The sequence below is a fragment of the Cupriavidus sp. GW823-FHT07B10 genome (assembly GCF_058794355.1).
In genome coordinates, this window is sequence record NZ_JBXAGS010000005.1 from 179,760 (window position 1) to 194,266 (window position 14,507).

Genomic DNA, 14,507 nt, shown 5'->3' on the forward strand with positions numbered 1-14,507 from the left:
TAGAGCAGCGATAAAACGTCGTTCCGGCGCGCGCCTATTCCAGCGCCGGCGTCGAATGCGGCGGCCGGCGCGCGCGCAAGGCCTGCTCGGCCGCATAGGCCAGCCGTATCAGCACGGGTTCGGTGAAAGGCAGGCCAAAGAACTCCAGCCCGACCGGTACGCCTTGGGGGGCATTGCCGTCCGGCGCCGAGAATCCGGCCGGAATCACGATGGCCGGAAAGCCGGTGGCCGACGCGAGCACGCCATTGCGCTCCGCCTGGGTCTCGCCGACCGGCGCCACCAGGCGCCGCTGGTGCGGAAATGCCAGCGCGTCAAGCCGATGCCGCGCCATCAGGTCCTGCAGCCGCTGGCGCAATGCCTGCTGGCGCTGCAGGCGTTCGCGGTACTCCCCTTCCCGCTCGCTCAGCGCTGCCGCGGTGGTAAGGGTGCCCGCCACGCTTGGATGGACAGAACCGGCAGCGATGATGTCCTGCATCGATCGCACCGGGACGCCGGGGGGCAGCCCCGCCAGGTAGGCATCGAGATCGCGCTCCATCTCGTAGTGGTGCACAAGCGTGGACGCGAGCAGCTCGTCCGGGCTGATGGCGTCTTCAATCGCGATCAGCTCGGCGCCTTGTGCAGCGATGGTGGCCAGCGCTGCCTGCATCACGGCGTTGACGGGACGATGCACATCCTGGTCGCCGAAGAAATGGCGCAACACGCCGATGCGCGCCCCCCTGAGTCCGTCGCGGTCGAGGCTGGCGGCATAGCTCGCCGGGATGTGGGGCGCGCCCTGGCTGGTGACCGGGTCGGCCGGGTCATGGCCGGCGATGACATCGAGCAGCAGCGCCGTATCGGCGACGGTACGGGTGATCGGGCCGATGGTGTCCTGCGTCAGCCCGCAAGGGACCAGCCCGGCCCGGCTGACCAGGCCCATGGTCGGACGCAGGCCGACCAGGTTGTTGGCCGAGGCCGGCGAGCGGATGGAATTGACCCCGTCGGTGCCGATGCCGAGCAGGCCGAAGCTGGCTGCGATGCCGGCGCCGGTGCCGCCGCTGGAACCGCCGGGCGTGCGGGTCAGGTCATAGGGATTGAGGGTCTGGCCGGACAAGGTGCTGACGGTCTCGCCGCCGGAGGCAAGCTCGTGCAGGTTGGTCTTGGCCAGGACGATGGCACCCGCCTCGCGCAGCCGGCGGATGACGAAGGCATCGTCGGCGGACAGGTTGCCGCGCAGGCAGGCGGCGCCGGCGGTGGTTTCCATGCCGCCGCATTCGATGTTGTCCTTGACCAGCACCGGGATGCCATGCAGCGGCGCCAGCGGCCGTGTGGGGTTGCGGCCCGCCACGGCGTCGATGCGGCCGGCCTCTTCCAGCGCCTGCGGGTTGCGCTGCAGGATGCTGCGCAGGGCGGGACCGTCCTGGTCATAGGCCGAGATGCGCGCGAGGCAGGCGCTGGCCAGTTGGCGCGCCGTCAGCCTGCCGTCGCGCATCGCGGCATGCGCGCTGGCAACGGTGGCTTCCACCACGCTGAACGGCGCGTGATGGCCGGGGCCGTCTGGCACCGGTTGGTACGAGTTTGTCATGAGAGCCTTCCATGCGCCGGCAAGGGCGCGAAGTGTTTGCGAGATGATGGGCAGGCGGGGCAGCGGCACGGTGCCGCACCCCGCCTTGTCTCGCTATCGGTTGACCAGGCGGGCAGGTATTGTCCAGATGCAGAACGCACCCAGCATCAGCATCCCGGCAATCATGTAGTAAGCACTGTTGCCGCTCTGGGTCACGTCGCGCAGGTAGCCGATCATGTAGCCGCTGGTAAAGCCGGCAAGGTTGCCGATCGAGTTGCTCATGGCGATGGCCGTGGCCAACGCCGCGCCGCTGAGGAAAGCCGTTGGCAGGGACCAGAACAGCGGCGTGCAGGTCAGGATGCCGGCTGCGGCGATCGACAGGAACACCAGGGACAGCGCGGTGTTGTGCATGACCCAGGGCAACGCCAGGAAACCGATCGCGCCCATCATGCACGGGATGATCAAATGCCAGCGCCGCTCGCGGTGCTTGTCGGCGCTGCGGCCGAAGAAGTACATCGAGACAATGGCCGCCATATACGGTATCGCGCTCAGCATGCCGATATGGAGCGGGTCGCTGACACCGGTCGACCTGATGAACGTGGGCAGCCAGAGCGTGATGCCGTACTGGCCAGTGACATAGCAGAAGCAGATCAGGCTGATCAGCCAGACGCGCGGATCGGTAAACACCTTGCCGACGCGTGCCTGCGGGTCCACCGCCTTGACGTCTTCCGACTTGGCCAGTTCAAGGACCTGCTTCTCCGCGCTGGTCAGCCATTTGGCCTTGGCAATGGAGTTGTCCAGGTAATAGAAGCAGAAGCACCCCAGCAGCACCGCCGGCACCGCCTCGATGACGAACATCCATTGCCAGCCGCCCAGGCCAGACACGCCGGCCATGCTGCCCATCAGGAAGCCGGACAGCGGGTTGCCGATGATGCCGGACAGCGGCGAGCCCATGCAGTAGATGGCCATGATCTTGGCACGCCGGTGCGACGGGTACCAGCACGACAGGTAGTACACGATGCCTGGCGTGAAGCCGGCTTCGGCCAGGCCCAGCAGGAAGCGCAGCGTGTAGAACTGGGTTGGCGTCTGCACGAACGCAAAGCACGCAGAGAGTATCCCCCACGTGATCATGATCCGGCCGATCCACACCTTGGCGCCGAACTTGTGCAATGCCAGGTTGCTCGGCACCTCGAACAGGAAGTAGCCGATAAAGAAAATCCCGGCGCCCAGCCCGTAGACGGTTTCGCTGAAGCCCAGTTGCTGCGACATCTGGAGCTTGGCAAAACCTACGTTGACGCGATCGAGATAAGCGATCAGGAAGCAGACCATCAGGAATGGCACCAGCCTCCAGCTCACCTTGCGATAGGTCGCATCCTCGAACGTCCTGATCTTTGTTCCCGCCTGCAGGGTTGTATCCACAGCGTCTCCTCTGTTTTTTGTCAGGTACGGCAGTGCTGCGCTGATCCGTTGCGACCAGTCCGGCGGGGGCGTTGCGCACGCGCGGCGCCCGCCCCCGTCTCGGAAGGCAGTGACTGCGTCAGGCGGCAGCCTTGAGCGGCAGCGGCGTCGCGTGCGTGGCGAGATAGTCCATGGCGGCAACGGTGCCGCTGCCCGCGAGCGAAACGCCCGAGATCTTCAGGCCCATCTCGCAGCCGGCCAGCGTGGCCATCAGCGTGAGGTCGTTGCAGTCGCCCAGATGGCCGATACGGAACATGCGGCCCTTGACCTTGCCCAGGCCGGCGCCGAGCGACATGTTGAAGCGGTCATAGATGTTCCTGCGCACCACGTCCGCGTCGATCCCCTCGGGCATCATCACGCCGGTCAGCACCGGGCTGTAGACGGCCGGGTCCGCGCACTGGATCTCCAGGCCCCAGGCCTTGACCGCGCGGCGGCAGGCTTCGGCCAGGCGCTGGTGGCGGGTGAAGACGTTGTCCAGCCCTTCCTCAAGGATCATGTCGAGGGCTTCGGACAGGCCATAAAGCAGGTTCGTGCTGGGGGTATAGGGCCAGTAGCCGGTCCGGTTCATCTCGATGATTTCATCCCAGCCCCAGAAGCTGCGCGGCAGCCGGGCCGTGCGGGAAGCTGCGATGGCCTTGGGCGAGACCGCATTGAAGCTGATGCCAGGCGGCAGCATCAGGCCCTTCTGCGAGCCGGACACGGTCACATCCACGCCCCACTCGTCATGCCGGTAATCGGCGGACGCCAGCCCCGAGATGGTGTCGACCAGCAGCAGCGCCGGGTGTCCGGCCGCATCGATGGCGCGGCGCACGGCGGCGATATCCGAGGTCACGCCAGTCGAGGTCTCGTTGTGCACCACGCACACCGCCTTGATCACATGCGCGCTGTCGGCACGCAGGCGGGCCTCGATCATGTCGGCCTGCACCCCGTGGCGCCAGCCCTCCACGCCCGGCAGGCCGAGGAATTCGGGCTTGATACCCAGGTTCTCGGCCATCTTCTTCCACAGCGTGGCGAAGTGGCCGGTCTCGAACATCAGCACCGTGTCGCCAGGGCTCAGCGTGTTCGACAGCGCCGCTTCCCAGGCCCCCGTGCCCGAAGCCGGATAGATCACCACCGGCTGCTCGGTCTTGAAGATCTTCTTGATGCCGTCCAGCACCTTGAGGCCCAGCGCGCCGAATTCCGGGCCGCGATGATCGATGGTCGGATAGCTGATGGCGCGCAGGATGCGATCGGGAACCGGGCTCGGCCCGGGGATCTGCAGGAAGTGGCGGCCGGCGGGATGGAAGTTGAGATTAAGCATTTGACTCCTCCTGTTGAGTTTTGAATGCAAAATACTTTATCAGAGGAGTGACGGGAAAACAGCCGGGATTGCGCCGAAATTCTCTAGCGTTTACCCCACAATACAAGGGTTTACTTGCGTTTTTGAGTTCCAGTTAAGGGTCTGCTAAAATTGAACGCAATCACGCGATAGGAATTTTGAATGCAAATTGTCGCAACTTCTGGCACGGATTCGCCGGCCCCCGTACTGCCCAGGCTCGAACGGCAACGCTTGCACGACACCGTGGTGGCCCACCTGCGCACGTTCATCGTCGAGGGCACCCTGGAACCGGGCAGGAAGCTCAATGAGCGCGAACTGTGCGAGACCCTGGGCATCTCCCGCACGCCGCTGCGCGAGGCCCTGAAGGTGCTGGCGGCAGAGGGCCTGATCGATATCTCGCCCAACCGCGGGGCAACCGTTTCGCGCCTGTCCGGGGCGGAGATCCAGGACACGTTTGAGCTGATGAGCGGGCTGGAAGCGTTTTCCGGCGAACTGGCCTGTGAACGCATCACGACCGTGGAACTGGCCGAGATCAAGGCCCTGCACTATGCGATGCTGGCCTGCCGGGCAAATAACGACCTGCCCGGCTATTACCGCATCAACCACCAGATCCATGACCGCATCAACCTGGCGGCCCGCAATTCGGCGCTGCGCCAGACCTATCTGTCTGTGAACCGGCGACTGCAGGCACTGCGCTTCCGCTCCAACTATCAGAAGCCGAAGTGGGACAGCGCCATCCGCGACCACGAAGAGATGCTGCAGGCACTTGAAGCACGCGACGGCAAGCGGCTTGCGGCCATCCTGCGCCAGCACCTGCTGGACAAGCGCGACGCGGTGCTGCTGATCCAGGCAGGCGATGCCGTTGGCACGCCCCAGGCATAGGACGCTGGCGCCACCCTCACCCCAAGAATCCGAATAGCCCCATCAGCATTCTTTGCCCCGCTGTCACCACGGTGACAACCCCGGTTCTTACTCTGCGAGCGCATTGCGGCAAACGCAATCCGCCACGCGGCACCTGCCGCCGGCGCACAACAACGCAGATGAACAGGGGAATCAAAGATGGCAGGGAACCTTGCACCGGACAGGCTGGCGGGGATGTCGCGCGGCCGTGTGCTGGCCGCCACCATGATCGCCGCACTGGCGGCAACACTGGCCGGCTGCGGCGGCGGCGATGACACCGCGCCGACAACCGCACCGAACGACACCACCATCAAGACCCCGCCGCCTGCCGGTGCCGGCGGCCCGCGCGTGCTGCTGGTCGGCGTGGACGGTGCCACCTATGCCCAGGTGCAGGGCGCGCTGCTGCGGCGCGAGCTGCCCAACCTGGCCCGGCTGAACCTGGTGCCCACCGCCACCGGCGGCATGCCCGGCACCATCACCGCGCAGCCGCCGCTGGACGCGCCCAGCTGGGCCACGGTGCTGACCGGCGCCTGGGCCAACCGCCACGGCATCGAAGACGATACCGGCAGCACCGCACTGCAGGCCCCCACCGTATTCCGCTACCTGCGCGCGGCCGGCAAACCCGGCCTGCAGCAAGGCGCATCCACCAGTTCGGGGGTGCTGCCGGGCCTGCTCAAGGCCGAGCAGGAAGCGGGCATGCTCGATACGCTGGTTGACTGCGCCGGGGTCGACAGCTGCGTCACGCAGAACGCCGTGCGGCAGGTGCAGTCCGGCTATGGCTTAGTGTTTGCGCAATACAGCGCGCCGGCACAGGCGGCAGAAGCCGGCGGCTTCGGCAACGGCGCCTATGCCACGGCCCTGGCCGGCATCGACAAGGCGCTGGGCGAGCTGCTCGGCGCCGTCGCCGCGCGCAGCCAGGGGCAGCCGGGTGAAGACTGGCTGGTGATGGTCACCACCAGCCACGGCCTGGATGCCACCGGCGCCACCACCACGGTGCCGACGGTGGAGAACCGCACCGCCTTCCTCGCCACCAACAAGGCGCTCAACGGCGCGCTGGCCAAACCTGGCGCAGCAGCGCCGGACACCCCGGCGGACCTGTCGGCGCTGCCGACCGAAGCCGATCTCGTCCCGACCGTGCTGGCCCACGCCGGCGTGGCGCTTGACCCGGCCACCACGCGGCTGGACGGTTCGGCGCTGACCACCGCCAACGCAGGCGTGCGAGCCATCGGCGCCAGCATCAGCCAGTACAACGACGCCATCACGCTGGGCTGGCAGAACCCGACCGAAGCCTTCGGCGTCACCCGCGTGCTGCGCGACGGCGTGCAGATCGCCTCGCTGGGACCTGAGGTGCGGCAGTTCACCGACAAGGCCTTCAACATGGCCACGGGCCTGTACCAGTTCAACTACACGCTGGTGCGCAATGACGTGCCGGTGTCGTACCTGGCGCAGATCCACTACGTCAAGCCGGTCATGCTGGCGCCGACGCTGCTCAATGGGCTGGCCACGTACTTCAGCCTCGACAGCAAGCCGTTCGCCGATGCGAAGAACGCCGCCACGCTCGGCCCGTGGGCGGCAAGCCTTGACGGCGGCACGCTGGCTGCCGACAACTTCAGCAGCCAGTCGCTGCAGCTGGACTCGCGTGTCGACAGCTACAAGCTGGCGTACAACGCTGCCGATATCACGCAGAGCCCGCAGTTCACCATCGGCTTCTGGTTCCGCACCGACTGCACCCAGGGCAACGGCACCGGCGAGCCCATCCTGTCCAACAAGAACTACATCTCGGGCGGCAACCCCGGCATTGCCGTCGCGCTGTTCGGCAGCTGCGAGATCCGCTTCAACCTGGGCAGCGGCAGCGGCAAACGCGACGACATCAACGGCATGAAGGTGTCGGCCAACCAGTGGGCCTACCTGGCGCTGTCGGTCGATGCGGCAGCCAGGCGCTTCAGCGCCTATGTCATCGATCCGGTGCTGGGCTTGCAGAAGACCGAGAACAAGGCGATCACCAATACCGACGTGACCAAGCTGGCCGGGCTCGGCACCGGCTGGGGCGTGAACGACGATGCCACGCACAACTACGTGGGCAACAACCCCGGCGCGCTCAAGGGCGTGATGGGCTTCAACGACCTGGCGATGTGGACGCGCGTGCTGTCGCTGGACGAGCTGAAGGCCATCACCGGCGCACGCCAGCCGCTGTCCACGCTCAATCCTTAAATCCGGCCGGAGCCCGTTTCGTCACGGAACGGGTTCCTCACCGACCCTTCCCCCCCGCCCGATCCCCTGCAGGAGATTGACACCATGACTTTCCGACCTTCCACCCTGGCGCGGCCGCACTGGCTCGCCGCCCTGCTGATGTGCGCAGCGCTCGCCGCCTGCGGCGGCGACTCCGGCGACAGCCCCACCGGCTCGCCCAACGCGGCACCGACTACGCCGGGTGCCCCGGGTACCGGCGGCAACCCCGGCCAGGGGAATGGCAGCGACCAGCCTGGCGAGACGCCCGCCGTGAAGCCGCAGCTGCGCTGCGCACCCTGAAGCCGGGCCTGGCCCGTCTCCCCTCCAGAAACCACCCGGCACAGAATCCATGAACCCGCAAAGCAGACGCAACTTCCTCAAACTCGCCGGCGGCAGCGCCGCCGCCACCGCCGCGCTGGCGGCCTTCCCGCCGTCCATCCGCCGCGCGCTGGCAATCCCGGCCAACAACGCCACCGGTACCATCCGCGACGTCGAGCACGTGGTCATCCTGATGCAGGAAAACCGCTCGTTCGACAATTACTTCGGCACGCTGCGCGGCGTGCGCGGCTTTGGCGACCGCTTCCCGATCCCGCTGGCGGGCGGCCTGAACGTCTGGCAGCAGACCTATACCAACGGCAGCACCACCCGCACCGTGCTGCCCTACCACCTCGACAGCAGCGCCGGCAATGCGCAGCGCGTCAGCGGCACGCCGCACTCGTACCCGGATGCGCAGAACGCCTGGGACCTGGGCCGCATGAACAAGTGGCCCACCTACAAGCAGACCCAGTCGATGGGCTACTACACCGAGGCCGAGCTGGACTTCCAGGTGGCGCTGGCCAATGCCTTCACCGTCTGCGACGCCTACCATTGCAGCTTCCACGGCGGCACCAACTCCAACCGCCTGTTCCACTGGACCGGCACCAACGACCCCGGCGGCGCCAACGGCGGGCCGGTGATCGACAACAGCGGCGACTCGTTCACGGGGTCGGCCCCGGCCTACACCTGGAAAACCTACCCGGAGCGCCTGGAAGCCGCCGGCGTGAGCTGGAAGGTCTACCAGAACATGCCGGACAACTTCACCGACAACCCGCTTGCGGGCTTCAAGCAATACCGCGACGCCAACGCCGCGCGCGGCAACCAGGCCAACGGCAGCCCCTACCCGGCATACACCAGCGCCGACGACGCCATCAGCCCGCTGCTCAAGGGCGTGGCCAACACCATGCCTGACGGCGGCTTCCTGCAATCGCTGCGCGACGACGTTGCTGCGGGCAAGCTGCCGCAGGTGTCGTGGATCGTGGCGCCGGCGACGTACTCGGAGCACCCCGGGCCTTCCAGCCCGGTACAGGGCGCGTGGTATACGCAAGAGGTGCTGAATGCCCTGACCGCCAACCCGGCGGTCTGGAGCAAGACCGTGCTGCTGATCAACTTCGACGAGAACGACGGCTACTTCGACCACGTGCCGCCGCCGTGCGCGCCCGCCTACGACGGCGACACGCTGGCCGGCGCCACCACGCTCGACCCGCAACAGGTCAGGCCGGAGTACCACGTCGACAAGCGCCCCTACGGCCCCGGCCCGCGCGTGCCGATGTACGTGGTCTCGCCATGGAGCCGCGGCGGCTGGGTCAACTCGCAGGTGTCCGACCACACCTCGGTGCTGCGCTTCCTGGAAGCCCGCTTTGGCGTGGCCGAGACCAATATCAGCAGCTTCCGCCGCGCGGTGGCGGGCGACCTGACCTCGGCCTTCAACTTCGTCAGCCCGAACACCAACCCGCTGCCCACGCTGCCCAACCGCGACAAGGCCAGCGCCGATGCCATCCGCACCGCGCAAGGCGTGCTGCCGCAAGTGCCGCTGCCTTCGGCCAGCAGCCAGCAGATGCCGCAGCAGGACACCGGCACACGCCCGTCGCGCGCCCTGCCCTATGAGCTGCACGTAAGCGCCCGCGAAGACGCCCGCGACCAGCGCGCGGTGTGGCTGCTGTTCAGCAACACCGGCACCGCGGCGGCGGTGTTCCACGTCTACGACCGCCTGCACCTGGACCGCGTGCCGCGCCGCTACATGGTCGAGCCGGGCAAGGAACTGCATGGCAGCTGGGACGTCTTTGCCAGCGACGACGGCAAGTACGACCTGTGGGTGCTTGGCCCCAACGGCTTCCACCGCGCCTTCCGCGGCAACGTGGGGGCCGTAACTGCGGCGGGTGCCAGCGCGCCGGAGATCCGGGTCTGCTATGACATCGCCAATGCCGCGGTGTACGTGGACATGATCAACACCGGCAGCGCCCCCTGCACCTTCACCGTGCAGCCTAACGCCTACCGCACCGACGGTCCCTGGACCTACGAGGTGCCGGCCGGCATGCAGCTGCAGCAGCACTGGCCCGTGGCCCGCCAGGGCAACTGGTACGACTTCACCGTCACCACCGCGCAAGGCGGCTTCACGCGCCGCTTCGCCGGCCGCATCGAGACCGGCAAGGACAGCGTGTCCGATCCGGCGATGGGCCTCAACGGCTGACGCGCAAGTCGCCTGACGGGCAGCGCTGCGCCCGCCCCCGGCCGCTCCGGCCGCGGGCGGGCGTAGCCGTTTTGTCATATTGGCCCGCTAGACTGCGCGGTCGTCCGGGGCCTGTCCGGGCTGCCCCCTAACTTTCCTGCGGATAACCATGCTCGGCGACCTGCTGATGACCTTTTTCGAAGTGGCGCGCCAGGGCAGCATCACCATGGCGGCCAGGCAGCTGCGCATCAGCCAGCCCACCGTCACCGGCCGCATCCGCCAGCTGGAAGAGACCTACGGCGTTGAGCTGTTCCACCGCCGCGCCAGCCGCGTCGACCTGAGCGACGTGGGCGTGGCGCTGATGCCGGTGGTCGAGCAGCTGATGCAGCAGGAAGGCAATGCCGACTACCTGCTGCGCAACGCCGGCAACCTGCGCTTCGGCAACCTGCGCATCGGCGCCACCGGTCCCTACTACATCCTGCGCACGGTGGCGGCGTTCCGGCAGCGCTACCCGGCGATCGACGTGAGCCTGGACATCGGCAATTCGCAGCAGATGCTGGAGGCGCTGTTCGAGTACCGCATCGACGCCGCGGTATCGTCGCACCCGGTGGACGACGACCGGCTTGCCTGCATCCGGCTGGCGACGGACCCGATGGTGCTGGTGGCCCATCCGGACCATGCGCTGGCGCGGCTGGCGCAGGTCGAGCTGCCGCAACTGCGCGGCTGCCACCTGCTGGTGCGCGAGCACGGCTCGATGACGCGCAAGGCCACCGAGACGGCACTGGCCGCGTGCGGGCTGGAACTGCCGCCGCACACCGTGATCGGCAGCCGCGAGGCCATCTACGAGGCCATCCGCCAGGGCCTGGGCGCCAGCGTGGTGCCGCTGGGCGAGGTGCCGCGCGACCCGCTGCTGCGCGTGGTGCCGTTCGCACAAGGCGCGCCGGTGCTGCATGAATACCTATACTGCCTGCAGAGCCGGCGCGAGACCCGGCTGGTCGGCGCCTTCCTGGACTGCGTGGCGCTGGACGAGCCGACCGCCGCCACCCACGCCGCCTGACACCCGCATGCCTGCCGCGCAAGGTAAAGCGCCAATGCCGGTATCGGAAAACTTGGGTCCTTCATCACCGCGCGGTCACCACGCCGCGCCAAGCTTGCCGGTTTCGCCAACTGAGCTATCCCGCATGCCCGCTGCCCCCCGCCTCGCCCTGTTTGACCTCGACCACACCCTGCTGCCGCTCGACAGCGAGTATGAATGGGCCCGCTACCTCGTTGCCGTGGGCGGCGCCGAGGCTGCCGAAATCGATGCGCACAACACGCGCTGGCTGGCGGCCTACCAGGCGGGGCGGCTGGACTTTGCCGCCCATGCGCGCTTTGCCCTGGGCCTGCTGGCGCGCCATCCGCGTGAACGACTGACGCAGTGGCGCGCGGACTTCATGCGCAAAGTGATCGTGCCCGCCATCCAGCCGGCGGCGCGCGACCTGCTGGCCCGCCACCTCTCCGCCGGCGACCTGTGCTGCATCGTCACCGCCACCTGCCGTTTTGTCACCGAGCCGATCGCGCGCCAGCTGGGCGTGCCGCACCTGCTGGCGGTGGAGGCGGAACACGATGCACACGGCGAGTTCACCGGCGCGCTGGCCGGCGTGCCGGCCTTTGGGCCTGGCAAGGTGCTGCGCGTGCTGGCGTGGCTCGACACGCTGGGCATTGCGCACACGGCGCTGGCACAGGCCACCTTCTATAGCGACTCCCGCAACGACCTGCCGCTGCTAGAAAGCGTTGGCCACCCGGTCGCCGTCAATCCGGATTCGACGCTGCGGGACGCGGCCGAGGCACGCGGCTGGCCGGTCTTGCACCTGTTCGGCACGGCAGGCGTGCCGGCCGCCTGAGCCCATGCATCCGCACGCCGGCTTCCCCGAGTACGACCAGCTGCTGGCCTTGCTGGATACGGGCAGCCACGTGCTGGATACGCGGGTGGTCTGCGAAACCATGGTGCAGGGCCATCGCTTCGGCGTGCATGTCGCCACGCTCGGCAGCCGCGATCCGGGCGCGCCGGCGATCGGCATCTTCGGCGGCATCCACGGGCTGGAGCGCATCGGCACGCAGCTGGTGCTGGACTACCTGCGCTCGGTGCTGAGCCGGCTGGCGTGGGACGAGCTGCTGCACCGCGAACTGCAGTCGGTGCGGCTGGTATTCATGCCGATCGTCAACCCCGGCGGCATGTGGGCCGGCACCCGCGCCAACCCCAACGGCGTCGACCTGATGCGCAATGGCCCGCAGGACGCCGATGCGCGTGTGCCCTTCCTGGCCGGCGGCCAGCGCATCGGCGCCTGGCTGCCCTGGTACCGCGGCCCGGCGGGCGCGCCGATGGAAACGGAAAGCCGCGCGCTGCTGCGCGTGGTGCAGGAAGAACTGCTGCCGCGCCCGCTCAGCTTTGCGGTGGACTGCCATTCAGGCTACGGCTGGCGCGACAGCATCTGGTTTCCGTACGCGGGCACGCGCCGGCCGATGGCGCACCTGCCCGAGATGTACCTGCTCAAGACGCTGTTCGAGCAGGCCCACCCGCACCACGGCTACACCTTCGAGCCGCAAAGCCACCAGTACCTGCTGCACGGCGACCTGTGGGACCATGCCTATGACCTGACGCCGCACGGCAACCTGTTCCTGCCGATGACGCTGGAACTGGGCTCGTGGCTGTGGATCAAGAAGAACCCGCGCCAGCTGTTCTCGCGCGAGGGCATCTTCAACCCGATCAAGGCGCACCGCACCGCGCGCGTGCTGCGCCGGCACGTGAGCCTGTTCGACTTCCTGGGCCGCGTGGCCTTTGCGCCGGATCGCTGGCGGCCGCGCGGCGCGCAGCGTGACGACCTGCTGCTGCAGGCACGCGCACACTGGCAGACGGAGCCGCCGCCATGAGCCGATGGGTATTCTTGCGGGGACTGACGCGGGAATCGCGCCACTGGGGAAGCCTGCCGGCGCGTTGGGAAGCGGCCGGGCTGGGCCGGCCGCTGCTGCCCGACCTGCCCGGCAACGGCGCGCTGTCGGCGCAGCCGGCGCCGTGGAGCGTGCCTGAGATGGTCACCGCGGTGCGGCGCCAGTTGTCGGCCACCGGCGCGCACGGCCCCTACCGCGTGCTGGCGATGTCGCTGGGTGCGATGGCCGCGACCGAGTGGGCCAGCGCCTATCCGGAGGAAGTCGGCGGCCTGGTGCTGGTCAATACCAGCATGCGGCCGTTCTGCACGCCCGCACAGCGCCTGCGGCCGCGCAACTGGGGCAAGCTGCTGCGCGTGGCGCAGCGCTGGCAGGACCGCGCGTACTGCGAGCGGACCATCCATGCCATCACCTGTGCCCGCACCGATACGCTGGCACGCGATCTCGAGACCTGGCAGGCCATTGCCGCCGACGCGCCGGTGAGCCGCCAAGCCGCGCTGGCACAGTTGCTGGCCGCTGCCCGCTATCGCGCCCCCGCCAGTGCGCCGCGCTGCCCGGCGCTGCTGCTTGCCTCGGCGGCAGACCGCCTGGTCAACCCGGTGTGCTCGGCGCGCATCGCGCAAGCCTGGGACGCGCAGTTGCTGACGCACCACTGGGCCGGGCATGACCTGCCCCACGATGACCCGCAGTGGCTGTGCAATGCCGTCGCCGGCTCGGTGATACTGACACTAAGCGGCGGCTAAGGCCTGCTCCGCCGGCATGGCGCTGGTCAGCAGCGCCGCCGCGGCATCGAGCCGGTCCGGCGTGCCAAACAGCCGCGCACTGATCAAGCCGTTCTGCAACGCCCCGAACACCACCTGCGCCAGCTGCTGCGGCGGAATCGGATAGGGCGACTTGCGCTGCGCCGCGCCGCGCTCGAACAAGCTGGCCAGCCATTGCTCATTGAGCCGGATAAAGTCCTGCATCGCGGCGCGCACCGCGTCCGGCAGCATCAGCACGTCGGCCGACAGCATGCCCACCAGGCAAGCCTGGTCGGCGCCGGCACCCGCGCGCAAAGGCGCAAGGTATTGCCGCGCCTGCTCCGCGGGCGGCAGGCTGGCGTCGATCGCATCCAGGCGCGCCCGCCTGCGGGCGCCGTATTCGCGCACCGCTGCCAGCACCAGGTCGTCCTTGGACGGGAAGTAATAGTGGATGCTCGAGGTCTTGACCCCGACCAGGTCGGCCAGGTCGCGGTAGCTGAAGCCGTTGAACCCCCTGCGGCGGATCAGCACCAGCGCATGTTCGACCAGTTGCTCGCGTACGGATCGGGTGTTCATGGCATCAACTCCTGGTCTTGCTGCCGCGCCGCTCAGGCCGGCAGCGATTGTGCGATCAGCGTGATGAGGGACCCGCTTGCGAAGCAAAGCCCTACCCATCCGCCAAGGATCAGCGCAGTGTCACGCCAACGCATGATCAACTCCTGAAGACGGGCCGCACCCAGGCGGCCCGGCGGTTTTCAATGGCCGGCATCACGCCGGCCGGCTCTCAGGCGATGGCGCCGTCGGTATAGGGGTCAGCCTTGCCCACGCGCGCACCGTCGGTGTACGGATCGAAGCTGCGCGACGGTTGGGCCGAAACACCGCTGCGGTCCAGGCCGGCTACCGTGCGGGCAC

General features: G+C 68.1%; 12 protein-coding genes and 1 pseudogene. 8 read left to right on the plus strand and 5 right to left on the minus strand.

The window, feature by feature from the left end:
- Positions 1-34 precede the first annotated feature (34 nt).
- The 3 genes from AC1Q6V_RS13190 to AC1Q6V_RS13200 form a co-directional block, all read right to left on the minus strand.
- Positions 35-1,561 (minus strand): amidase family protein, encoded by a 1,527-nt coding sequence (locus AC1Q6V_RS13190; protein WP_010814098.1) that lies wholly within the window; start codon positions 1,559-1,561, stop codon positions 35-37.
- A 93-nt stretch (positions 1,562-1,654) separates the two neighbouring features.
- Positions 1,655-2,959: an MFS transporter gene (locus tag AC1Q6V_RS13195; protein ID WP_010814097.1), complete on the minus strand. Its 1,305-nt coding sequence runs from the start codon at positions 2,957-2,959 to the stop codon at positions 1,655-1,657.
- A gap of 118 nt (positions 2,960-3,077) precedes the next feature.
- Positions 3,078-4,298: a pyridoxal-phosphate-dependent aminotransferase family protein gene (locus AC1Q6V_RS13200; protein ID WP_010814096.1), complete on the minus strand. Its 1,221-nt coding sequence runs from the start codon at positions 4,296-4,298 to the stop codon at positions 3,078-3,080.
- Between the two features lie 180 nt (positions 4,299-4,478).
- Here AC1Q6V_RS13200 and AC1Q6V_RS13205 point away from each other — a divergent pair, with 180 nt between their 5' ends.
- The 8 genes from AC1Q6V_RS13205 to AC1Q6V_RS13240 all read left to right on the plus strand — a co-directional run bounded on the left by AC1Q6V_RS13205 (position 4,479) and on the right by AC1Q6V_RS13240 (position 13,598).
- Entirely contained in the window at positions 4,479-5,198 is a 720-nt protein-coding gene (locus tag AC1Q6V_RS13205) for a GntR family transcriptional regulator (protein WP_454750168.1), read from the plus strand.
- 177 nt (positions 5,199-5,375) lie between these two features.
- Positions 5,376-7,427 carry a LamG-like jellyroll fold domain-containing protein gene (locus AC1Q6V_RS13210; protein ID WP_454750169.1) on the plus strand — a complete coding sequence of 684 codons (2,052 nt, stop codon included), beginning with the start codon at positions 5,376-5,378 and terminating at the stop codon, positions 7,425-7,427.
- Between the two features lie 84 nt (positions 7,428-7,511).
- A complete protein-coding gene (locus tag AC1Q6V_RS13215; RefSeq protein WP_018314768.1) occupies positions 7,512-7,745 on the plus strand; it encodes a hypothetical protein in 234 nt (77 codons plus the stop codon).
- A 49-nt stretch (positions 7,746-7,794) separates the two neighbouring features.
- Positions 7,795-9,951, plus strand: a complete 2,157-nt coding sequence (locus AC1Q6V_RS13220) for a phosphocholine-specific phospholipase C (RefSeq protein WP_011617051.1) — start codon at positions 7,795-7,797, stop codon at positions 9,949-9,951.
- A gap of 148 nt (positions 9,952-10,099) precedes the next feature.
- Complete coding sequence (locus tag AC1Q6V_RS13225) at positions 10,100-10,987, plus strand: LysR substrate-binding domain-containing protein (RefSeq protein WP_439672666.1); 888 nt, start codon at positions 10,100-10,102, stop codon at positions 10,985-10,987.
- A 124-nt stretch (positions 10,988-11,111) separates the two neighbouring features.
- Entirely contained in the window at positions 11,112-11,813 is a 702-nt protein-coding gene (locus tag AC1Q6V_RS13230) for an HAD family hydrolase (protein ID WP_454750170.1), read from the plus strand.
- Between the two features lie 4 nt (positions 11,814-11,817).
- Entirely contained in the window at positions 11,818-12,840 is a 1,023-nt protein-coding gene (locus tag AC1Q6V_RS13235; protein ID WP_058697056.1) for a M14 family zinc carboxypeptidase, read from the plus strand.
- Complete coding sequence (locus AC1Q6V_RS13240; RefSeq protein ID WP_010814088.1) at positions 12,837-13,598, plus strand: alpha/beta fold hydrolase; 762 nt, start codon at positions 12,837-12,839, stop codon at positions 13,596-13,598. Before AC1Q6V_RS13235 ends, AC1Q6V_RS13240 begins: the two co-directional genes overlap by 4 nt.
- Here AC1Q6V_RS13240 and AC1Q6V_RS13245 read toward each other — a convergent pair.
- Positions 13,584-14,171, minus strand: a complete 588-nt coding sequence (locus AC1Q6V_RS13245; protein WP_454750171.1) for a TetR/AcrR family transcriptional regulator — start codon at positions 14,169-14,171, stop codon at positions 13,584-13,586. The genes AC1Q6V_RS13240 and AC1Q6V_RS13245 overlap by 15 nt on opposite strands.
- 208 nt (positions 14,172-14,379) lie before the next feature.
- Positions 14,380-14,507, minus strand: a pseudogene (locus AC1Q6V_RS13250) (copper resistance protein CopQ); the annotation flags it as partial.